The organism is Cyclobacterium sp. 1_MG-2023, assembly GCF_030546805.1.
Lineage (GTDB): Bacteria > Bacteroidota > Bacteroidia > Cytophagales > Cyclobacteriaceae > Cyclobacterium.
In genome coordinates this window covers 137,519-159,371 of the sequence record NZ_JAUOPC010000012.1, presented here as the reverse complement: position 1 = coordinate 159,371, position 21,853 = coordinate 137,519, and the positions used below count along the sequence as shown (strand labels likewise).

Sequence of the window (21,853 nt, the reverse complement as noted above, 5' to 3'; positions counted from 1 at the left end):
TCTCAATAATAAATTCTTCTTATCCATGTCAAATGTTTTTCAAGCTGGTGCGGCCAGTGTCGAAACCACACCTTCCTTAGGTACCATTATAAACGGTGATTTTGTTACCCATTATACCCAAAAGATACATGACCCTCTACATGCCAAAGCACTGGTATTTAAAAATGACGACAGCTGCTTGGCAGTAGTGATTGTTGACATATGTGTTATGGGAAGGGAGCTTTTGGATGAAACCAAAGCCATCATTGAGGAAAAATTTGGAATACCTCCCGGGCAGGTTTTGATTTCGGCCACGCATACTCATGCTTCCGGTGCTGTGGAAGATGTGCACATGGTGCCAGCAGACATGGCCTATAGGAAACGACTACCTGGTTTGATAACAAAGGCTGTAGGAAAAGCTTTGGGCCAGATAAAACCTGCTCAGTTGGCCTTTGGCTCTATTGATGTCCCGGAATATGTGATGTGTCGCAGGTACTGGATGGAAGATAGTTATTCCCAGATTAACCCGGTAACAGGAAAAGCCGATACAATCAAAACCAATCCATTTGGAGTGGAAGACCAAATCATAAAACCACTCAATAATCCGGATCCAGAATTGAGTTTTTTAGCTATCAAAGGCCTAGACGGGGAATGGATCTCCATTTTGGGCAATTACTCCCTTCATTATGTTGGGGATTGGCAAAACGGAACCATTTCAGCGGATTATTTTGGTATGTTTTCCAATGCATTGAAAGAAAAATTAGGGGCAGGGGAAGCTTTCGTGGGAATGATGAGCAATGGTACGAGTGGAGATATAAATATCTGGGATTTCAGTGGACGAGTTAAATTTCCTGAAGGAGAGTTGGCCAAAAGTAGAAAAATAGGAGGCGAGTTGGCCGATAAGGTTTTGGAATGGGTTCAAGGTCTTAAGTGGGATAAATCTCCCCAACTCAAAAGCAGTTTTAGCTTGTTAAAGGCTGAGAGAAGGATGCCTAGTTCAGAAGAATTGGAAAAATCAAAGACCATCTTGGCTTCCGGAGGCTTGGAAGAATTGAAGCCTGATACTGAAGGTTGGGAAAAACTGTATGCTAGAGAGCAAATGTTGCTCAATGAATTTCCTGAAAAAGCAACTTGTCCGGTACAGGTTTTACATATAGGGGAAGGAAAAATTGGTGCTTTACCCGGAGAGTTTTTTGCAGAAACAGGGCTTAAAATTAAAGAAGGGCTTGATTTTCCCTATTTCACAATTAGCTTGGCCAATGACAATGTTGGCTATGTTCCACCCGAACATGAGATAGAGAAAGGGGGCTATGAAACCTGGAGATGTAGGATCAGTAACCTCTCTACTGGTTCTGAGGAATTGTTTAGAAAAAAACTACTTGAGCTTATTCACGAGGATAAAAATACTTAATTTTGATTTCAGTTAATAAGCAAAAGTGGAAAAAGAAAAGTGGTTGGAAAATTTAAAAGGCAAGGTACCTGAAAAGGCCTTGTCTTATTGCTTTTCCCTATGGGAGGAGGAACCCTTTATCTTTGAAATTACCAAATCAAGAAGGTCAAAACTGGGCGATTTTCGCTATAGAAAAGATAAAAGTATTCAGAAAATTACCATTAATAATGACCTGAATCAATATCAATTTTTGATTACTTTCATCCATGAAGTAGCCCACCACCGTGTTTTTAGCCAATACAAAGAAAGAATTGGGAAAGGGATATTGCCACATGGGATTGAATGGAAGCAAAGTTTTAAGTGGTTGATGGCACCCATGTTACATGAGGGGGTGTTTCCTAATGATATATTGATTCCCCTAAGGCTGTACATGAATAACCCTAAAGCTTCCACCGGTGCGGATTTATTTTTGATGAAGGAATTAAGAAAATACGATAAAAACACCATTATCAAAGAAGAACCGCTATTAGGAGACCTTGCCATAAATACTCACTTTTTATTAAGAGAAAGGCAATTTAAGAAGTTGCGTACACAAAGAACCAGGGTTTTGTGCCAAGAATTGGCTACAGGTCGGAATTACCTCATATCCGGACATGCCGTAGTCAAGGAAATAGACAATCCTGAAGACCTACCTTTCTGATAGGCAGACCTATCAACTAAATTTGGCAATCCGAATTTACTTATTAATCCAAAGAAGGGTCAGGTGCAGCAATGCTTGACCAAATTATTGGTTTCCGGAAATTTTATTTCGAGCATTGACACCCAATGCTCTAAGCTTTTCTGCCTGTGAAATTAAATTGCCTTTACCGGTTTTGAGTTGTTTGATAGCGGTGGCATAACTCTCTTGAGACCTGTCCAGATGCTTTCCAATGTCTTCCAGGCTGTGTAGAAAATTGGCCAGTTTGTCATAAACTTTGCCCCCTCTGTCTGCAATTTCAATGGCATTTTTGGATTGATCATCCCTTATCCATAGGTCTTTGATCATTTTTAGCGCAGCAATTAAATTGCTACTGCTAATCAGTAGCACTCGTTTTTTATAGGCATATTCCCATAGTTTAGGATCAGCCTGAAGGGCAACGATATAGGCCGCTTCAAGCGGAATAAACATGATTACAAAATCCAAGGCTTTAGCATAGGCCTCGTACTGCTTGGCAGACAATTGGTCAATATGGGTTTTTATCGCTTTAACATGAAGTTCCAGCGCAGATTTTTGGTCTGTATCTCCTAGGGCATTGCTGTATTTTTCGTAGGCAATTAACGAGACCTTACTGTCAATGATCACCTTTTTGTCGTCCGGATAATGAATGATTACATCCGGTTGCATTTTTTTACCATCAGGGCCAAGAAGGGCTTGACCATTTTCGTCTTTCAGAAAGCCCTGAATACTGTAATGCCTGTCTTTTTCTAAACCGGAATTTTGTAATATGGTTTCCAGAATTGCTTCTCCCCAATTTCCCCGAATCTTGGCATTGCCTTTTAAGGCATTGGTTAAGTTTTTGGCTTCCTGACTGATTTGCTGGTTTAGTTCAGCAAGTTCTTTGACTTTTCTTTCCAAAGAAAACCTTTCTCTGGACTCCATGGCATAAGCCTCCTGCACTTGCTTTTTAAAGGCATTCAATTCTTTCCCTAAGGGCTGGAGAAAGTTTTCTATATTTTCCTGATTTTGACTAGTGAATTTCTTGGATTTTTCCTCTAAAATTTTGTTGGCCAGTAATTCAAATTCTTGTTGAAATTGACCACGCATTTTTTCTATTTCCTGCTTTTGAAAAATTAATTTCTCACGCATATACTGAAGCTCACTATCCAGTTTACCTTTATCTAAAGCAAGTTGGTAATTCTCTTTTTCCAAGGAATTAGAAAGCATGGAAAGTTGCTCATTTTCTTTTTGAAATGCTCCGTATTTGCTTGATAGGTATTGGTGCTTTTCGCTAAGCCTTTCCTTTTCCAGATTAAGTTCTCCCAGACTTTCTTTCAATTGGTCACGTTTTTTGTAGGCTTTAATCAGCAAAGTAGCCAGCAAAGCTATTATGCCGGACATCAATACCAAAAGCACAACCAATTCTATTGCCATTTGATCCGAAATTAGGGAGTTTATTGTTTTCTTTGTCGGATAGCTTCGTAAATCACTATTCCTGTGGCAACAGAAACATTTAAACTTTCTATTTGGCCATGAACAGGAACTTTAACGAATTCATCACATAAGCCCATGAGTTCATCTGAAACCCCGTCTTCTTCCGATCCCATAACCAATACTGTAGGGGTGGTAAGGTCTGCCTGGTACATCATTCGGTCTGTTTTTTCGGTCACACCCACCACTTTTAGACCTGATTTCTTAAGATCCTTAAGGGTATAATAGAGGTTTCTTACCCTACTTACCGGTAGAAAATTTAATGCTCCGGCAGATGTTTTAACCGCATCCGAATTGATTTGCGCACTTCCTTTTTCCGGAATTATTATTCCATGAACACCCGCAACTTCTGCTGTCCTAGCGATGGCTCCAAAATTACGTACATCCGTGACCCTATCAAGCATCAAAATAAGTGGTGCTTCACCTTTGGTATAAGTGCTGTCCACTACATTTTCCCATGAAGCATATGCTATGGATGATATATAAGCGATGACACCTTGGTGGTTTTTTCTGGTTATCCGATTGAGTTTACTTTCGGGAACCTTGGTTACCGGTAGCTTTTTCTCCTTGGTTAGTGCAAGTAATTCTTTTAAAAGATCTCCTTTAAGTTCTTTGTTTACCAGTATTTTGTCTATTTCTCTGTCTGCATTCAAAGCCTCCATGATGGACCTGATGCCAAAGATAAAATCCTTTTGGTCTTCGCTTTTGTTGATTAAAAAACCATCCTTCCGTTTCTCCATGCTGTGATAGTTTTGAACCATACAGGCTGGTAGGCTCTGGATCGGTTCAATGTATAATATTGTGGGGTTAAAATATTCTTTACACGTGCAAAGGTAAAGGTTATTTTTGAATTTGAATCCTCAGACAAGTAAACCCAAGTTTCTTTGTCTAAATTAAAGTAAACTTCTTGTGGAGGCCCCATTATTATATAGACCATGCCACGGTCAGTTGCCCAACCTTCTTTAAAATCAGTGAACAAAATATTGGCAAATTCCACTTGCCGGAAATATTCTTTTATTAATTTTTTTGCAGCCTCTTCATCTCGGGTCATCCTGATCCAATATTCATCTAGGGCAATTTTTTTGTTTTCTGCAGCCAACAGGGCCTCATGCTCCTTTCGGGTAGAAATATAAGCAACCATTTGGATCATTTCTTCCCAAGTAGAGACTTTTGGGAAAGCTGTGCCGGCTGTTTTTATCAGTAAGCCACTAGCGGTAGTTGTGTCTTTTTGAATAAAATAATAACCTGATTTGTCAAAGGATACAGGTACATTCAATAAGAAATCTCCTTCATTGATTACTTTGGTTTCCTTGGCTATTTCAGGAACCTTGGTTTCCATGGGAGGAAGAGGAATAGGGAAATCTTGTGGATAAAAGTACCTGTATAAGCTTACTCCTTGGTTACTTTTGAAAAGTAAGGATTCCTCTGCATTTAAAAAATTCTGGTCGAAGGGTATGTCATTGCCAAAGTAGGCGCAGAAAGAAGGTTGGTCTACCACAAAAGGACTTATTAAATCAGCATGGTAAACATATTCATCCTCTTGTCTGGTGTCTATGGCTCGAAAAATAACATAGGCCTGGTCTCTGGTACTTGGAACTTCTACAGTTTCTTCAAAATAAAAATGACCGGTGGTATTCATTTTTAGCATGTCTTGATCCAAGGCAATGACCTGATCATCATTAATTCTCTGGTCAAAGCTATGGACAATGGTGTAAGAGAATAAGTAATCGTCAAAATTCGGATCCTCTTCGATTTTCTCAACCAGCATTTGTAATTTAAAGGTTCTTTCTGCGGTTTTAATTGGAATTACTTTCAAAGAAATTCTTGAATACCTGGAATACCTTAAACTCTGGTTAATACTTTGCAAATTATTTTGTGCAAAAGAAGGAAAAGAAAGGAGGGTTAAAATAAATAATACCCCAATATTTCGTTTCATATACAATGACTTTATTTTTTCCATAGTTGGTTTTAAAAATTAACCTTAATTTTGTTGAAAATAATAAAATTTTAGATGGCTACCTATACAACGGAAATTACTTCCGATAAGTTGATCAGTGACAATCCTATTCATCAACGTCTATTTAAAGCATACATTGTTGCCAAAGGTTTCGTTTCCGGCAATTTGTTGGAGATTGGCTGTGGCGAAGGCAGAGGGGTACAGGCCCTTGGCCCATTGGTAAATCATTACCACGGCATGGACAAGATAGGAGAAATCTTGGACAGACTAAAGGATAAATACCCCGAATTTACCTTCGAGCAAGCAATTATTCCTCCATTGGCCGGCCTTAAGGACAATTCCTTTGATTCAGTCGTGAGTTTTCAGGTAATTGAACATATTGAGGATGACAGGCAATACTTGGAAGAGATTTATCGTGTACTAAAACCGGGAGGAATGGCTTTGATCTCCACCCCAAATATTAGGTTTTCATTGTCCAGAAATCCTTGGCATATTAGAGAATACACACCTTCCCAACTTCAAAAACTATGTGAATCGATTTTTGATAGGGTGGAAACAAAAGGGATTGGTGGGAATGCCAAAGTTTGGGATTATTACGAAGCGAATAAGATTTCGGTAAATAAAATTACGCGGTGGGATATTTTAAACCTACAATACAGGTTACCTGCCGGATTGCTGAAAATCCCCTATGAGATTCTAAATAGAATCAATAGGAATAAGTTGCATAAACACCAGGGAGCGGCAGTAGAACAACTGCATCATGAAGATTACTTATTGGTTGAAAACCCTGAGGAGGCCTTAGATCTTTACTATATTCTCCACAAAAAATAATCGGCTGCTTATCAATTTAAGCAGCCGATTGGAATAATTATAGCGTTTTATTTTTAAAAGCCAATTGCTAATTTATCTTCTTTGGAGTTGTGGGGATCCTGCTGCAGCTCCAAATATTCGCTCGTAATCCTGCTGAATTTGATTGGCTTTTTCTTCATACCCTTCATCCTGTAATTGCGGGACAAAGTAGCGCAACATCTGCATAGAGATTTGAGCCTCCCTGTCCATAGATCTACCGGTCTCTTGATAGAAGTCAAGGAGCTCTATAGAACGTTTAGATATTTGGTCGATAATATCTAAGGCTTCCTCATCCATATCCAACTCAAATAAAATGGGCACAGCTTGTCCGCTAGCCATGTCATAAGGTATGGCCTTTCCAGGAAGTTTTTCCAGGCTCAACCTCAAAATGTCCTCTGCTCTCTCCTTATCTTGTTCATCCAATAAGGCTATGGCAATACTATTAAGTACACTTCTATGATTGGAGGTGAATCTCCTGAATTCGTCATCAAAGTAATTGTCCGGATTGTCCATTCCTCTAAAGGCGAATTTTTCAGTGACATTTTTATAGGCCAGATCGGTATTAATTAACTCATCCTGGTTGTCCGGCTTTTGGATGGGGAGCAACCTGTAGGTCAATCCTTCCATGACTACATGGTCACTCATGTCAAAGCCTATGGTTGCCAAAGAAGTATTGTTAAAATAAATGGGTCTTTCCCAATTGTTAGTAGCGATCAGATCCAATAACATCAAGTTACCCTTGGTAACATAATTTCCTTTGATCCTAATGTTGATGTTTGGAATTTGTAGGTCCTTAAATTGAGGGGGAACAATTCCGAATTTCTCAACATTTTCAGTATTTACAGGCAAGGTTAAAATTCTGGAAGGGACAGTGTTTATATTGCTGCTTGACCTGCTACTGGTTAATTTTAGTAAATCACTGTTGTCTTTTAATAGTTTGAGGTAGTCTACCAATGGTAAGCTTTCAATTCTATCCGTTACGTAGAGCACATCATTGGTGCCTTTTTTAAAGTTGTCAAAATCCAAAGTGAAATCCAAAGCAGCAGATTCATTGACAGGCCTGGCCATTTGCTTGACATACCAATCGGTGTCAAAATAACTTAATACAATAACCCGCACGTCAGTTCTAAAGCCTTCCACTTCCTGCACATACCAAAGCGGGAAGGTGTCATTGTCGCCTCCGGTGAATAATATGGCATTTGGGGCACAAGAAGCGAGGAAGTTTCTAGCTGAATCCACAGAGAAGTACCTGTCGGATCGGTCATGGTCATTCCAGTTTTCTGAGGCCATTAAAATAGGAACCGGCAATGCAATCAATGCAGCATATACCCCTGCCATGACCATGCCTTTTTTCAATTTTCTAAGTTGATGACTGATGGCCATTACACTAAAACCAATCCAAATGGCAAAGGCATAAAAGGAACCCACATAGATATAATCTCTTTCCCTTGGCTCTACCGGGGGTGAATTAAGGTAAAGCACCAGTACTACTCCCATCATTAGAAATAACATCAAGGTAAGCCAGAAGGATTCAGGATCGTGCTTGGCTTGGAAAAACATGCCTATAAGCCCTAGAATTAAGGGAAGCATAAAATAATTGTTATGCCCTTTATTTTCTTTTATATAGTTAGGGAAATCTGTGGTAATGGTATTCCATATACTTAAATATGGAGCATTACTAAAGTCACTCTCCCTTCCACTGAAGTTCCACATAAAATACCTCCAATACATATGCCCCAGTTGGTGGTCAAACATAAAATAGATATTGTCAAAGAAAGTAGGGTCTTGGCCTTCCCTTAATCCCAGCTTGGATCTGTAAATCTGTTTATGCCTTTCTTGAGTAGAGTATATTCTAGGAAGTAAAGTTGTTTTTTCAGGATCATAAATGTTTTCCAATTGATAATCCACCACTTCATACTTGTCTTCTCCCTTGGCATATACAGGGTCGCCTTCTACCTGATCAATAATATCTGCGGTAAAATACTGTCCTTGCATCAGAGGTCGGTAGCCATATTGCTCTCTTTTTAGATAGCTAACAAAACTGATAATGTCTTTTGGATCATTTTCGTTGATTACAGGCTCAGCATTGGCGCGGATTACGATCAGTGCATATGAACTGTACCCGATAAGAATGAAAGAAAAGCAAATTAAAATGGTATTTAAAATTACTTTTTCTTTTTTGTGAGAATGTATCACAGCAAAAATTAGCCCTCCTAGGAATACAATAGAGAAGAATATAATGCCTGAGCCAAAAGGCATTCCTAAACTATTGACAAAAAAGATTTCAAGGGAACCGGCAATGCTAGGTAAGCCCGGGATAATAAAATTATTGATAACAACCAAGGCTACACCTCCTAATAAAAAGGCAATGATTCCTCCTTTAAGGTTATGATTTTTATATTTTTTAAAATAGACAACAAGTGCTAGCGCAGGAAGGGTTACAAGGTTTAAAAGGTGAACTCCTATTGACAACCCTACCAGGTAAGCGATGAAGATCATGTATTTATTTTCTTCCTCGGGATCTTTGATGATGTCCCATTTTAAGAATGCCCAAATTACGATGGCAGTAAAAAAGGAAGACATGGCATAAACTTCAGCTTCAACAGCAGAAAACCAAAAACTATCTGTAAAGGTATAAGCCAATGCGCCAATAAATCCGGCACCTATTAAAGTATAGATTTGCTCTTGATTGGGCTCTTCACTATTCTTAAGTAATAACTTTCTTCCTAATAAGGTGATGGTCCAAAAAAGGAATAAAATAGTGAAAGCTGAAAGTAGCGCACTTCCTACGTTCATCCAATAGGCGATTTCAAGCCCATCACCGAGAGCTAAAAAGCTAAACATACGGTAAATCAGTAGAAAGAAAGGTGCTCCCGGAGGATGGGGCACTTGTAATTTATAGGCTACCGCTATAAATTCTCCCGGATCCCAGAAACTGGCAGTCTCTTCGATGGTGAGCAGATATGTTATAAATGCAATAAAGAAGGCGGTCCAACCTGCAAGATTGTTAACCCTGGCATATTTTAGCATGTTACCTGAATATTTATGAATGGCGAAAATAAAAAAAATATCATGAATTACAGTTGAATTGCTCCATTTAAAAATTGTTAAGCAGGCTTGTTAACTATAAATAGGAGTCAAAATTTAATTAATTTTTAAAATATTATAAAAAAAATAAATTTTATTTATTCAAAATAAACAATTGTTATAATCAAAAAAAAATAATATAAAAATTGGTAATAAACATTTTTGTGTAATAAAACGATGTTTTTTTGATGCTTATCCTAATCCAATTAAAGTATTGACCCAAGTGTTTTGAAATATTTTTAATGTATTTTAAATACAATAAAATGGTTTTTAAATTTTTTTCACTTACATTTACATCGTCAAGTTTAAACAGCAGACAGACAGCAGAAAAAACAGCAAATAAAATTTTTAAGAATATGAAAAGCAGGATCGGTAAAAAGTTAAGAATTGGAATAGTAGGAACCGGAGGGATTGGTAGAGGGTTGGCAAAACTTATTGCCAGACGAGAGGATATGGTGATATCCAAAATACTGACCAGAAGAGCCGGAGAAATAAGTGATTTGGGTGTGAGTCAGCATCTTTTAACTAGTTCACCCGAAAAAGTATTTGACTGCTCAGACCTAGTAGTAGTCAGTACCGGAGATCCAATTTACTCAACAGAAATAATAGACAAAGCATTTGTTTATGGGCTTCCGGTGGTAACCATGGATGCAGATACTCAAGTGCTTACAGGTTCATGGCTGTCCAAGAGAGGTGTGATTACAGAAGCCAATGGTGACCAACCCGGCTGCCTAGCAGCACTTAATAAAGAAGTGATGCAAATGGGCTTCAAGCCATTGGTTTATGGAAATATCAAAGGGTTTTTAAATAAGAAGCCTAGTCTAGAAGATATGTTATTTTGGGCGCAGAAGCAAGGTTATAGCCTAAGTTCCGTTACCTCTTTTACAGATGGAACAAAACTTCAAATTGAACAAGCTTTTATCGCCAATGGCTTAGGTTTAGATATCGTTAAACCGGGTTTAGTCGGCTATGAAACTAGTGATTTTGAAGCCGGAGCTTTTGCTTTGGGAGAAATCGCTCAAAAAGAAAATGCTATCATTAGTGATTATATTATCTCCAAAGAATCTCCTCCGGGTGTATTCATTACTGCTACTCATCAAGAGGATCTGGCGGAGGAATTGACCACCTATAAAATGGGTAAGGGACCATTCTATTTACTATATAAGCCGATGCACTTATGCTTTTTTGAGATACCCAATAGTATTTTAAACTTAGTGAATCACAATGAGATTTTATTAGATAATGGTGATGTGCCTTCTATTAGTGTGGGGACTATTGCAAAGAAAAAATTGACATCAGGCTCTGTAATTGATAAAGGCATAGGTGGTATGGAAGTGAGAGGTGAAGCGATTAAAATCGCTGACTGTCCCAATCATGTGCCTATCGGCTTAATGAGCAAGGTTCAATTGAAAAGAAATATTGAAGAAGGAGAAATAATTTCATTTGATGATATAGATATACCTGATTCTTTGGCATTGAAAGCTTGGAAAAGTACGCTTTCTGAGGTAGTAACAAAAAATCGTTTAGGTATAAAGGTAAGCTGTTAATTTTTTTATCTTATTGCTGTTTACAGATCCATTAATTGAAGTCGCTTCTAAAGTGATTTTGGTTTGTGGGTCTGTTTTTTTATGCCCTTTTTTAATTTATTTTACTCAATTTTTTTGGTTTAAATCCATAGGGCTCTGTTTTTTGAATCGAAGCGAATATTTTTTTAGTTTTTCGAAATTAATTATTGTCAAATAGCGTTTAAGGTATACAAAAATCAATTTGATTGAAAAATATCTTAATGAAGTATACACCAATTGTATTTTCCCTATTGCTATTCCTTTGTGGACTTGTTTCAATGGAAGTGCATGCCCAGATGGAGCCTGTGACGGATATAAATAAGAAGGAAGAAGGGTATCTGTTGCTTGATAAGGGCCTTCAGTTTAGAATTACAGATGCGATAAATAGCATGTATAATTTTGATTTTGAGAAGGCAGAAAGAGGTTTTAAAGTTTTGCGTTATACTTACCCTGAACATCCACTTCCTTATTTTCTAATGGGGTTGAGCCAATGGTGGAAAATTGTTATTGCCATAGATAATGAAAGTCATGATGCCTCTATGTTGGGCTATATGGATAAAGCCATTGAGAAAGCGGAAGTATTGATAGATGCTGACCCTGACAATAAGGAAGCGGCTTTTTTTCTTGCAGGTGCTTATGGTTTTCAAGGGAGGTTATACAGCGAAAGGAAAAATTGGACAGGCGCAACTTTTGCAAGCAGAAATGCCTTGAAATTCCTGGAGCTTAGTAGGGGGGAAGAAGAGCTCAGTCCGGAATTGTTGCTGGGAGATGCCTTGTATAATTATTTTTCTGTCTGGATCAGGGATAACTATCCCTTGTTAAAGCCTATCATGCTCCTTTTCCCCAAAGGGGATCAACAGTTAGGGCTAAGACAATTAGAAGAGGTGGCCAAAAGCGCCTTTTATGCAAGAATAGAGGCACAGTATTTTTTGTTTAGGCTTTACGCAACGGAGGAGAAAAAACCTTTCAAGGCCTTGGAGATCACAAAGTACTTACATGGTAAATATCCAAACAACCCCTATTTTCATCGTCATTTTGCAAGGCAATTGTATGCTGTAGGTAGAAGTCGAGAGGCAAAGGAAGTTTCATTAGAGATATTAAAGCGGATTGATGAAAATTGGACAGGGTATGAGGCCACCAGTGGAAGGTATGCCGCTTTTTTTATTGCCCAGAATTATGATCGGATGAGGAACTATGAAAACTCCATACATTATTACTTAAGGACCCTTGCTTTTGGGGACGAATTAGGGGCGCAGGAAAGTGGTTATTATTTGTTTTCAGCGCTGCAATTGGGAAAAAACTACTATCGGCAAGGGGATAATAATAAAGCCAAACGGTATTTTGATTTAGTAAAAGAGAATTCAAAGAGACGGCACCCGGCAAATAAAGAAGCCGGAGAATTTCTTAAAAAGAATAAACTTTGATGAGTACTAATTTGTTCATTATTAGTCTAATCGAGTTGAAATACAGGTTTTTTCAGAATTTACAAAAGAGAAAGCGCAATAATTTTAATTTTTTTAGCAATTAAACAACAATATTTCGTCCGCCCTTGCGTTTTTTTCGTAAATGACTTTAAAATAAATATAAATTAGATTACCTTTGTACCACATATAATTCGGTAAATTCTTTACAATATGGATAATAGCATAAAAGTGAAATTTGACAAAATCGACCGTAAAATTTTAGAAATTCTACAAGGCAATGCAAAAATAACAAATGCACAGCTTTCAAAAGATATAGGATTATCTCCGGCACCTACCTTGGAAAGGGTGAAAAAATTGGAGCAGTCAGGAATAATTAAAAGTTATCATGCCAAATTAGATCCGGAAAAAATCGGTCTTGGCGTGAGTACTTTTGTCTTGGTAGGGTTGATTGGTCACAATAAATCTAATATTGATGCCTTCATGAAGGAAATCAATCAGATACCTGAAGTAATCGAATGTCACCATATCACCGGGACAGGAGATTTCATTTTGAAAATCATTTCTAAGGACATTAATTCTTATCAGAAATTAATGTTGGAGCAAGTAAGTGAAATTAAGGAGGTAGATTCTATGCAATCTATGGTTATCCTTTCTACTTTTAAAGACAGTAAAGTATTGCCTATCCCGGCTTAAATTAACATTTATTTAAAGCATTTGAAGGGTGGCTAATAGTCACCCTTTTTTTATTATGAAAAATCCGTGGACAACAATTTCAAAAAAAGAGGTGTATGACAACCCTTGGATAAAGGTTGAAGAACACCAAGTAATCACACCTACGCAAAAGAAGGGGATTTATGGAAAAGTAAGTTTTAAAAACCTGGCAGTAGGAATCCTACCATTGGATGAAAACGGTTATACTTGGTTGGTAGGACAATACAGGTATACATTAGATGAGTATACTTGGGAAATTCCTATGGGAGGAGGTGCCATCGGGCAAACTGCCTTGGAAAGTGCAAAGAGGGAGCTTAAAGAAGAAACCGGTTTACTAGCGAATGATTGGACTGAAATTCTAAAAATTCATACCTCCAATTCCGTTACAGATGAAGTAGGTTATGTCTTCATGGCCAAAGATTTGATTCAAGGAGAAACAGCCTTTGATGATACAGAAGATATTAAAGTATGGCATTTACCATTTCAGGAAGCCTATGAAATGGTTTTAGATGGTCAAATTACAGACGCGATTAGTATGGCTGCAATTTTCAAGGCTTCCGTATTGTTAAATAAATAAATCAAAATTTTTGATGTTTACCGGGTTCAAAAATAATTTTAATAAGACATTTACATTGGCATATCCAGTGATGCTAAGTCAGCTAGGTCAAGTGATGGTTGGCGTGGCAGACAATATCATGGTGGGTAGGTTAGGAGCAGTTCCGCTTGCTGCTGCTTCACTTGCCAATAGTATTTTTTTTATGATATTAATGTTTGGAATTGGTATTTCTATGGCCGTGACACCGATGGTTGCGGCAGCGGATGGAGAGGGGAAGAAAGGTAAAATTGGCAGGTTTCTGAACCATGGTTTTGTGATCAATTCGGTGGCTTCTATTGTTTTGTTCTTGTTGATTTTGGCAATTTCCCCGGGATTAAGATTGATTAACCAGCCACAAGAAGTTGTGGTGCTTGCCATTCCCTATTTGTTAATCATAACTTTTTCTCTTATACCATTCATGTTCTTTCAAACCTATAAACAGTTTATTGAAGGTTTGTCCCAAACCAAGCAAGCCATGTTTATAACGGTTTTGTTTAACCTATTGAATATCGGACTGAATTATTTATTGATTTATGGAAATTGGGGCTTTCCTGAATTGGGATTAAATGGAGCCGGATGGGCCACATTGATTTCCAGGGTGCTTATGGCTTGGGTTTTATACCTCTATGTGACCAGATCAAAGCGCTATGAAAAGTACGTGCGCAGTATAAAATTAAAGCAAATCAGGTTTTCCATCATTAAAAAAATGCTGGGCATAGGGATTCCAACCGGTTTGCAGTTTGTGTTTGAAGTTGGGGCATTTAGCTCCGCAGCCATCATGATGGGTTGGATAGGAGTGAATGCACTGGCTGCCCATCAAATAGCCATCAACCTTGCTTCCATAAGCTATATGATGGCGTCAGGCCTATCAGCGGCTGCCATGGTAAGGATTGGCAACCAATTGGGTAGACGGGATATTCCAAAATTACGAGAAGTCGGTTTTTCTATTTTTGGCAACGTATTGATTTTCATGTCCTTCTTTGCAGTAATGTTTTTAATTTTTAAAAACTATTTACCACTGTTGTACATTGAAGATTACCAAGTTGTGGAGATGGCAGCTAACCTATTGGTAATTGCGGCTGTTTTCCAGCTCTCGGATGGTCTTCAGGTAGTTGCCTTGGGAGCCTTAAGGGGGCTTTCTGATGTGAAAGTGCCTACGCTGGTAACCTTACTCGCCTATTGGGTGGTAGGGCTTCCCCTAGGCTATCTTTTGGCTTTTAAATTTCAATACAATGAGTTGGGTATATGGTTTGGCTTATTGATAGGGCTTACCCTTACTGCCATTATGTTGTTTTATAGATTTCATTCTTTGAGTTTGAAATTACAGAAGGAAATTTCTAAACCTGAAACAGTAAGTTTACATTAGCACCGCCTCCAAGGAAGGGTAAAATCTGGAATGGATTCAATTGTGGGAAAAGATTTAGTTCTATGGATTAAGTATTTCCTTCGGAGATTGATAGGATACTTTTTCCCAATTTTTTTTGGTTTTTGCAATAGGATTGAAAAATTTGTGCTTCAATTTAAAGATATTTATTATGGAGAAAAAATCGCTTTATATCATAACAGGGGCTAGCAAGGGTTTGGGCTTGGCCCTTAAAAACACCTTAATAAAGTTGCCTCACACGAGTGTAATAGGTGTCTCTAGAAGTCCAATTCAAGCAGAAAATAATTTTACCCCCATACAATTAGACCTAGAGGATTCTGAAAGCTTAATAAATAAGATCACTGAAATTTTTCCTAAGGGAGAATATGAAGAAATAGTTTTGATTAACAATGCAGGCTGGATAGGAGAGATTGCCTATAACGGAAATTTATCTTCCGAAGCTATTGTGTCCATTCATGCTGTGAACGTGATTGCTCCGGCCTTATTAATGAATGCCTTTATGAAGACATACAAACATCACAAAGGGTCTAAAATAATAGTCAATATAACCTCCGGTGCGGCAGCAAAGGTAGTAGACGGCTGGTCAGGTTACAGTGCTTCAAAAGCCGCGTTGAACCAAATGACACTGATTGCTCAAAAAGAGTCTGAGATCAAGCACTTGGGTTTTAAATTATTTGCCTTATCTCCTGGAGTGATTGATACCCCGATGCAAGCTTCCATCAGGTCTGCAAGGCCAAACGAATTCAGCAGCCTGGCTAAATTCAAATCCTTAAAAGAGGATGGGGAATCTGAGGTCATTGCCCAAAAAGTGCTTTATTTGATAGCTCATCCAAATGAATTTGAAGAGGTGTTACAAGATGTCAGGAAGTTTTAGTGCTTAAGTTTTTAGGGTAATCATACATCCAGAATGCTGCATTCTCTTGGGTGATATCTTTCCAGTGGTCCACGTCAAACTTAAAACCAAAAACTGCTGCAGTAGGAAGGTTGTCTAGCTTTTCTCCAAATGAATTGATAAGCAGTGTCAAGGTAGGGTTATGGCCAAATATAAATAGTGTATCAATTTTATCACTTGTTTTTTTAACCTCATTCAGGTGCTCTTTTACAGAGGTCATATAAAGATTTGGGCTTATCTCGTAGGAAATATCTAATTTTTCAAAAGATTTCAGGTAGAATGCAGCTGTCATTTTTGCCCTCAATGCGTCTGATGTCAGAATCTTTTCGGGAATAATATGGTTTGAATGTGCTCTTTTAGCCATCATTGGGGCATCATGTAGGCCCCTTTTAGCCAATGGCCTTTCATGATCCGTTAAGCTAGCATCACCCCAAAAAGATTTTCCATGTCTGCAAATCAGTAATTTTTTCATAAAGATGACTTATTAAATTGTAACCATTTATTAGGTAGAGATTGGTAAGTAAGCTATAATTATATGCCTGCTTAAGCTTTCTTGTCAATTATCTTGCCAACCCCTTACATAGAGCTCATGGCAAATATAATCTTTTTGCTTCCAACAAAAATGATATATTTGTTGAGAATCATAACTATAAATGGATGCTTAAGGTAAGAATGCGTAAATATATTTGCTCTTTAATGGTTTTAGCCATTTTATTTGCTTGTAACACTGAAAGAGCTTCTGATCCGGAAGTCGATGAAAATTGGCCGGCCTATCTTGGGAGTAAGGGTAGTTCGCAATATTCTTCTTTGGAACAAATTAATAAACGCAATGTCAACCGCTTAATTCCTGCTTGGCAATTTCGAACAGGAGGGCATTCAGATAAAGGTAAAAGTCAAATCCAATGTAACCCCCTGATTATTGATGGAGTGCTCTATGGAACCGGTCCGGATTTAAAAGCCTTCGCCTTAGATGCTGCTACCGGTAAAAAAATATGGGAATATGACCCTCATAAAGATTTTAAAATTGGTGTTAGTGTAAATAGAGGCTTAGTTTATTGGGAATCAGACACTGAATCAAGATTGTTTTATTCTGCAGGTTCCTTTCTTTTGGCATTGGATGCCAAAACGGGTAAGCTTGTTGATGGATTCGGTCAGAAGGGTAAGGTTTCATTAAAGGAAGGATTGGGGGACTGGGCACAGGACTATTACGTTGGTTCTTCTACCCCCGGAGTTATTTATGAGGACAAGTTGATCGTAGGCACCAGAGTTTCTGAGAGTACAGGTGCTGCCCCTGGTTATATTCGCGCCTATAATGTGTTGTCCGGTAAAGTGGAATGGATTTTTCATACTATCCCAAAGCCGGGAGAATATGGTTACGACACCTGGCCTAAAGATGCCTACAAAAATAGAGGTGGAGCCAATAGCTGGGCAGGAATGACCTTGGATGAAAATACGGGAATTGTATACATTCCGACAGGTTCAGCAGCTTTTGATTTTTGGGGTGGCCACCGTTTGGGAGAAAACCTGTTTGCAAATTCTTTACTGGCATTGAATGCATCTACAGGAAAACGTATTTGGCATTATCAAACCATCAGACATGACCTTTGGGATAGGGATTTGCCTGCTCCTCCCAATCTGGTTCAAATCAAAAGGGGAGACAGTAGTATTGCTGCAGTTGCGCAAATTACCAAGTCAGGAAGGGTTTTTGTTTTTGATCGATCAGATGGTACTCCACTTTTCCCTATCGAGGAAATAGAAGCCCCTGCATCAAACTTAATGGGTGAAGAAGCTTGGCCAAGTCAGCCTCTACCTACCTCTCCGCCGCCCTTTTCCAGACAACTATTTACCGAAGAAGAAATCACCAATATTTCTCCTGAAGCCAGAACTTTTGTCCAAGAGAAAATTAAGCATTTAAATTATGGGGCCTACTTTATGCCTCCAAGCATAGAAGGAACTGTAATACTGCCGGGATTTGACGGAGGTGCAGAATGGGGAGGAGCTGCTTATGATGAAGAATCAGGCTTATTGTATGTAAATGCCAACGAGATGCCTTGGATTTTAACCATGGTTCCCACGGCTGCTGGGAAACGCTCATTGGGAAATGTAGCTTACCTTACCAATTGTGCAATGTGTCATGGCCCGGATAAAGAAGGAGATGGAACCGGGGCTTATCCTTCACTTTTAGAACTGGATAAGAGGTTGGATAGAGCAGATGTTGGGGAAATGATAAAAAATGGAAAAGGAAGAATGCCTGCATTTAAGCAATTATCCCAAGAAGTAAGGGAGCAAATAATTGACTATTTGTTCAGTACCGAGCACCCGGAAGATTTTCAAAATTCCGCGGAAACAGCAGATGTTAATGTATTTCCTTACACGACTACAGGCTACAATAGGTTTTTTGATCAAGAAGGGTACCCGGCAATAAAACCACCTTGGGGTACGCTCAATGCTATCAATTTAAATAAAGGTGAAATTGAATGGTCAGTTCCATTGGGAGAGTTTATTGAACTTACGGAAAGGGGAATTCCGCAAACAGGAACGGAGAATTATGGAGGTCCGGTTGTAACAGCAGGTGGTTTGGTATTTATTGCTGCTTCAAAGGATGAATACTTTAGGGCATTTGATAAAGATTCTGGGAAAGAACTCTGGAAATATAAATTGCCGGTAGGGGGTTACGCCACTCCTTCGGTTTATTCTGTTGCAGGGAAACAATATGTAGTAATCGCCGCAGGAGGAGGGAAAATGGGCACTCCTTCCGGGGATTACTACATAGCTTTTGCTCTAAATTAGTGAATTAATTTAATGGAGTACCTTTTCTTTCTTTTGGTACATATAAATCGTGATCATATGTTTCAGGAAGGACTTTTATCCCTGTCGTGAATTTTAGAGGAGCCTGACCTGCATAGGTAAGTTCAACAAAATGACCGGTCCAGCCTTTGGAAGGAGCCTCGATTGGAATAGAGTATTCACCATCCGCTTCAAAAGGGATATTCGTAGCATTCCATTTTGGGCCTAACGCATCAATCCTAAAATCTCTGGTGGATTCATTTGTAGCAGTCCACAATTTTATTGCAACAGGAGGATTGTTGATGTCTGTTTTGATTTTTATGGCATCTTCTTTTACCTCCCAGCTATAGGAAGGTCGCTTTACATTATTTATAATTTGCGAATAAAAACTTAAAAGAATCTGTGGAGCATCGGAATTTTTAAGTCCATGACCAGCATTGGGAATATAAGCAACATGGCTTTCTCCGGGAAGATCATTCCAATAATACCTCCAGCTGTCCGGTAGAAAAAATTGATCACCTGAACCATTGATAAGTAATTTTGGAATGTCTTTGTATTCTTCCAAAAACTGGTACGGTTCTACGATTTCAATTAGACGTTCAAATTCTTTACTGTCCATCCAATCAAATATTTTCTCATGTTTATAGTCATTCACCGCCGGTGCCCAGAAACCATAGGTTTGCCAATGGTGCTTGAAAGAAGGTGTTAAATTGAGCATGTCAATTACAATAGGGACCATTCCAATTACCCGATCATCTACGGCTGCAGTAGTCCAAGTAGTCCAGCCTCTTTTTGAGGCCCCGGCTACCACATATTTATCTAGGGTCAAATCCAAATTGGTTTTAGAATAATCCACCACTGCATCCATGGCTGAAACAACAGCTTTGGTCATAGGGAATCTAGCCAACCAAATGGCATCTTCATCCTTAGCGCCTCGTTCCATAAACTCTCTCCAGCCATAAGCTATGATGGCGTCTTCTGTCCTTAGCCCGAGGGTATCCCCCACAAATTCTACAGGCTGAAAAGGAATGTTATGAACTTTTATTGCAGTAGACCCTGTTGCTAGCGCTGCTTGGAGAATCATGTCATCAGGTTTTTCCGGTAAGGTTGTATTTTTGCTGCCTCCTGAAATGATTAATAGAGAGGTGTTGTGTTTAAGCTCATTGGGAACAACAAATGAAACCCAATGCCACCATTTGGTTTCATTAACTTCATTTTCAGTTAACCAATTTTGAGAGATGACTTTGAGAACATAATAAGAATAATCTTCTCCTTTGGACTCAAAAGCCAACTCATAGTTATATACATCCAAATCTTCCTCGATATAGGCCTTTAAAAGGTCTATACCTTTAACTTTATCTTCTACTTCGACTTGGTTTTCAGAGCTTACTTGGGATTGGCAATGGGTGAAACTAAAAAGGCTAATGCCAATTAAGAATACCAGGTGTAATGCTTTGTGGATCTTCATTGTATGAAACTTAAATTTTAAAAGTATTTAATGACAATAATACCTAATTATATAAAAAAAGACCATTAATAAAATGGTCCTTCTTCCAAAATTATTTCTAATTCAGGTTTATGCTTTTGTAGGGCTGAAATTACTTCCGGTTTTACCGGTGTTCCAAAGAGGTAAACTTTTCGTAGGTTTTTAAAACCTATAAGGTGAAGCAAATTGCCTTCGTCCAAAGGGGTAAATGATAAATTCAGTTCTTCAAGGTTTTCAAGGTTCTTTAAATAAGGAAGCCCTTCCCCCTTAATGTTTGTTTTTTGTAAGATTAACCTGCGGAGTTGAGGCATTTTCCCTATAAGAAACAATGCATCATCATCAATATTGGAAGAAGCTAAAGAAATCCGAGAAAAGTAGGGGAAGTAAGGTGAAAAGGCTTTGATTTCTTCATTACCGACGTGGGCCGGAGGGAACCTCATTTTTAACCCGAAAAACTTTCCATTTGAGCGTTCATCCGCTGAAATATCAACTCCCATTGAATCTCCTATTAGTCTAAGTTCTTGTAGAGCGGCTTCAAATGCCTCTTTTTCCTTTATTATCTTATATTGTGCTTGCTGGATATCAGGCATTAAGGCTTCTATTTCTGTCAAAACCTTTTCATTATCAATGTCACCATAGGTTAAAGTATCTGAGGCCCCACTGCTTATCCAATAGGAAAGTAGGCTGATTTCATTGTCAGTTAAGCCCGGTTTACCCTCGGGTGGCATCCTTTCATCGTGGTCTTCCGCAAGCAAAACCCTCACCATCAATTCACTGTTTGAAGTGTCCCCGGGGATTACTGCTTGCTTTTTGCTTTTACCATTTGCAAAAACTTCATCATAACTATTGAGAAGCAGGTCTCCCTTTGATTTGTTTTCATTATGGCAGGAAACGCATTTTGTTTCGAAAATGGTTGCGACCATGTCTTCGTATAGGAGCATGTCCTCAGGAGCCTTATCAACCTTTTTTGCAGGCAAAAGGGCATCGATTGGAGCGGTTAAAAAATCTTCCCCATGGGTCAATGAACCTCCCATATGACTCGTATAGGCCAAGGAAAAATTTGCAAATATCAAAAAGAAATAAAAAACAAAACCTGTTTTCATTTTCTTTTGAAAATTCAATTCGTAGATGATTAGGCACAGTGTGATAGAAATCCCTGTGGACAAAGCTCCATTGAGATGATTGCTCACTAAATTGCCTGAATAGGACTCCGAAATATAAAGCAAATAGCCGGCGAGAATGGAAACAAATGAGAAAAACACGGAAGTCCATAGCAGGGAACGAATGATTATTGGCTTATTAAAATTAGGGTTAAAGAATCCCATCAATAAAAAGCCTGTGGTAACAAGGATCAATACGATAGGAAAGTGGAGTACAAGTGGATGAAACCTACCTAATAAAACAAACCAGTCGTTTTGCTGGTCAAAATTAAAAGGTTCCAACAGCATAAATAGGTAAGATAAGATTAAAATTGATGGTATTATTATTCGTTTACCAGCTAATTGTGTCCACATTTTAGTGGATGAGGGCAATTCTTTGTTGTCCATATGATTCCTGTA

Annotated in this window: 17 protein-coding genes; 10 read left to right on the top strand and 7 right to left on the bottom strand. The window is 38.4% G+C overall.

The features are described from left to right. Positions 1-25 precede the first annotated feature (25 nt). Both Q4534_RS18390 and Q4534_RS18385 read left to right on the top strand, forming a co-directional pair. Positions 26-1,390 (top strand): hypothetical protein, encoded by a 1,365-nt coding sequence (locus Q4534_RS18390; RefSeq protein WP_303614617.1) that lies wholly within the window; start codon positions 26-28, stop codon positions 1,388-1,390. A 25-nt stretch (positions 1,391-1,415) separates the two neighbouring features. Continuing rightward, a complete protein-coding gene (locus tag Q4534_RS18385) occupies positions 1,416-2,069 on the top strand; it encodes a transcription elongation protein SprT (RefSeq protein ID WP_303614616.1) in 654 nt (217 codons plus the stop codon). Between the two features lie 84 nt (positions 2,070-2,153). On the opposite strand, the gene rmuC is transcribed toward Q4534_RS18385, so the two are convergent. Genes rmuC through Q4534_RS18370 form a run of 3 tightly spaced genes read right to left on the bottom strand, consistent with a single transcriptional unit; the run spans position 2,154 to position 5,493 of the window. Then, a complete protein-coding gene (rmuC, locus tag Q4534_RS18380) occupies positions 2,154-3,500 on the bottom strand; it encodes a DNA recombination protein RmuC (protein WP_303614615.1) in 1,347 nt (448 codons plus the stop codon). A 20-nt stretch (positions 3,501-3,520) separates the two neighbouring features. Further along, a complete protein-coding gene (rlmB, locus tag Q4534_RS18375; RefSeq protein ID WP_014018113.1) occupies positions 3,521-4,297 on the bottom strand; it encodes a 23S rRNA (guanosine(2251)-2'-O)-methyltransferase RlmB in 777 nt (258 codons plus the stop codon). Then, entirely contained in the window at positions 4,270-5,493 is a 1,224-nt protein-coding gene (locus Q4534_RS18370) for a GWxTD domain-containing protein (protein WP_303614614.1), read from the bottom strand. Before Q4534_RS18370 ends, rlmB begins: the two co-directional genes overlap by 28 nt. 75 nt (positions 5,494-5,568) lie before the next feature. Between Q4534_RS18370 and Q4534_RS18365 the strand changes: the two genes are divergently transcribed. Then, on the top strand, positions 5,569-6,345 hold the full coding sequence (locus Q4534_RS18365; RefSeq protein WP_303614613.1) for a bifunctional 2-polyprenyl-6-hydroxyphenol methylase/3-demethylubiquinol 3-O-methyltransferase UbiG: 777 nt from the start codon (positions 5,569-5,571) through the stop codon (positions 6,343-6,345). Between the two features lie 72 nt (positions 6,346-6,417). Here the strand turns inward: Q4534_RS18365 and Q4534_RS18360 are convergent, their stop codons facing one another. Continuing rightward, entirely contained in the window at positions 6,418-9,393 is a 2,976-nt protein-coding gene (locus tag Q4534_RS18360; protein ID WP_303614612.1) for a DUF2723 domain-containing protein, read from the bottom strand. Positions 9,394-9,806: 413 nt separating this feature from the next. Between Q4534_RS18360 and Q4534_RS18355 the strand changes: the two genes are divergently transcribed. From Q4534_RS18355 to Q4534_RS18330, 6 genes are all read left to right on the top strand, one after another. Continuing rightward, positions 9,807-10,997, top strand: coding sequence for an NAD(P)-dependent oxidoreductase (locus Q4534_RS18355; RefSeq protein ID WP_303614611.1), 1,191 nt, complete (start codon positions 9,807-9,809; stop codon positions 10,995-10,997). 239 nt (positions 10,998-11,236) lie between these two features. After that, positions 11,237-12,439, top strand: a complete 1,203-nt coding sequence (locus Q4534_RS18350) for a lipopolysaccharide assembly protein LapB (RefSeq protein ID WP_303614610.1) — start codon at positions 11,237-11,239, stop codon at positions 12,437-12,439. 210 nt (positions 12,440-12,649) lie between these two features. Beyond that, a complete protein-coding gene (locus Q4534_RS18345) occupies positions 12,650-13,132 on the top strand; it encodes an Lrp/AsnC family transcriptional regulator (protein WP_014018107.1) in 483 nt (160 codons plus the stop codon). Positions 13,133-13,187: 55 nt separating this feature from the next. Next, the gene (locus tag Q4534_RS18340; protein WP_303614609.1) at positions 13,188-13,727 is read left to right on the top strand and encodes an NUDIX hydrolase; all 540 of its coding nucleotides are present in this window, start codon (positions 13,188-13,190) and stop codon (positions 13,725-13,727) included. A gap of 13 nt (positions 13,728-13,740) precedes the next feature. Then, positions 13,741-15,111 carry an MATE family efflux transporter gene (locus tag Q4534_RS18335; protein ID WP_303614608.1) on the top strand — a complete coding sequence of 457 codons (1,371 nt, stop codon included), beginning with the start codon at positions 13,741-13,743 and terminating at the stop codon, positions 15,109-15,111. Between the two features lie 169 nt (positions 15,112-15,280). Then, a complete protein-coding gene (locus Q4534_RS18330) occupies positions 15,281-16,003 on the top strand; it encodes an SDR family NAD(P)-dependent oxidoreductase (protein WP_303614607.1) in 723 nt (240 codons plus the stop codon). Here the strand turns inward: Q4534_RS18330 and Q4534_RS18325 are convergent. Then, on the bottom strand, positions 15,990-16,493 hold the full coding sequence (locus Q4534_RS18325; RefSeq protein ID WP_303614606.1) for a histidine phosphatase family protein: 504 nt from the start codon (positions 16,491-16,493) through the stop codon (positions 15,990-15,992). The genes Q4534_RS18330 and Q4534_RS18325 overlap by 14 nt on opposite strands. A 185-nt stretch (positions 16,494-16,678) precedes the next feature. Here Q4534_RS18325 and Q4534_RS18320 point away from each other — a divergent pair, with 185 nt between their 5' ends. After that, on the top strand, positions 16,679-18,811 hold the full coding sequence (locus Q4534_RS18320) for a PQQ-binding-like beta-propeller repeat protein (protein ID WP_303614605.1): 2,133 nt from the start codon (positions 16,679-16,681) through the stop codon (positions 18,809-18,811). Positions 18,812-18,815: 4 nt separating this feature from the next. Here the strand turns inward: Q4534_RS18320 and Q4534_RS18315 are convergent, their stop codons facing one another. Both Q4534_RS18315 and Q4534_RS18310 read right to left on the bottom strand, forming a co-directional pair. After that, positions 18,816-20,276, bottom strand: a complete 1,461-nt coding sequence (locus Q4534_RS18315; protein WP_303614604.1) for a PhoPQ-activated protein PqaA family protein — start codon at positions 20,274-20,276, stop codon at positions 18,816-18,818. A gap of 65 nt (positions 20,277-20,341) precedes the next feature. Beyond that, positions 20,342-21,841: a c-type cytochrome domain-containing protein gene (locus Q4534_RS18310; protein ID WP_303614603.1), complete on the bottom strand. Its 1,500-nt coding sequence runs from the start codon at positions 21,839-21,841 to the stop codon at positions 20,342-20,344. Between the last annotated feature and the right edge of the window lie 12 nt (positions 21,842-21,853).

What these genes read in the sequence shown, in the direction of transcription:
- Q4534_RS18390 (WP_303614617.1), top strand. Translation starts at nt 26, where the DNA reads ATGTCAAATGTTTTTCAAGCTGGTGCGGCCAGTGTCGAAACCACACCT.
- rmuC (WP_303614615.1), bottom strand. Translation starts at nt 3,500, where the DNA reads ATGGCAATAGAATTGGTTGTGCTTTTGGTATTGATGTCCGGCATAATA.
- rlmB (WP_014018113.1), bottom strand. Translation starts at nt 4,297, where the DNA reads ATGGAGAAACGGAAGGATGGTTTTTTAATCAACAAAAGCGAAGACCAA.
- Q4534_RS18370 (WP_303614614.1), bottom strand. Translation starts at nt 5,493, where the DNA reads ATGAAACGAAATATTGGGGTATTATTTATTTTAACCCTCCTTTCTTTT.
- Q4534_RS18365 (WP_303614613.1), top strand. Translation starts at nt 5,569, where the DNA reads ATGGCTACCTATACAACGGAAATTACTTCCGATAAGTTGATCAGTGAC.
- Q4534_RS18360 (WP_303614612.1), bottom strand. Translation starts at nt 9,393, where the DNA reads ATGCTAAAATATGCCAGGGTTAACAATCTTGCAGGTTGGACCGCCTTC.
- Q4534_RS18355 (WP_303614611.1), top strand. Translation starts at nt 9,807, where the DNA reads ATGAAAAGCAGGATCGGTAAAAAGTTAAGAATTGGAATAGTAGGAACC.
- Q4534_RS18350 (WP_303614610.1), top strand. Translation starts at nt 11,237, where the DNA reads ATGAAGTATACACCAATTGTATTTTCCCTATTGCTATTCCTTTGTGGA.
- Q4534_RS18345 (WP_014018107.1), top strand. Translation starts at nt 12,650, where the DNA reads ATGGATAATAGCATAAAAGTGAAATTTGACAAAATCGACCGTAAAATT.
- Q4534_RS18340 (WP_303614609.1), top strand. Translation starts at nt 13,188, where the DNA reads ATGAAAAATCCGTGGACAACAATTTCAAAAAAAGAGGTGTATGACAAC.
- Q4534_RS18335 (WP_303614608.1), top strand. Translation starts at nt 13,741, where the DNA reads ATGTTTACCGGGTTCAAAAATAATTTTAATAAGACATTTACATTGGCA.
- Q4534_RS18330 (WP_303614607.1), top strand. Translation starts at nt 15,281, where the DNA reads ATGGAGAAAAAATCGCTTTATATCATAACAGGGGCTAGCAAGGGTTTG.
- Q4534_RS18325 (WP_303614606.1), bottom strand. Translation starts at nt 16,493, where the DNA reads ATGAAAAAATTACTGATTTGCAGACATGGAAAATCTTTTTGGGGTGAT.
- Q4534_RS18320 (WP_303614605.1), top strand. Translation starts at nt 16,679, where the DNA reads ATGCTTAAGGTAAGAATGCGTAAATATATTTGCTCTTTAATGGTTTTA.
- Q4534_RS18315 (WP_303614604.1), bottom strand. Translation starts at nt 20,276, where the DNA reads ATGAAGATCCACAAAGCATTACACCTGGTATTCTTAATTGGCATTAGC.
- Q4534_RS18310 (WP_303614603.1), bottom strand. Translation starts at nt 21,841, where the DNA reads ATGGACAACAAAGAATTGCCCTCATCCACTAAAATGTGGACACAATTA.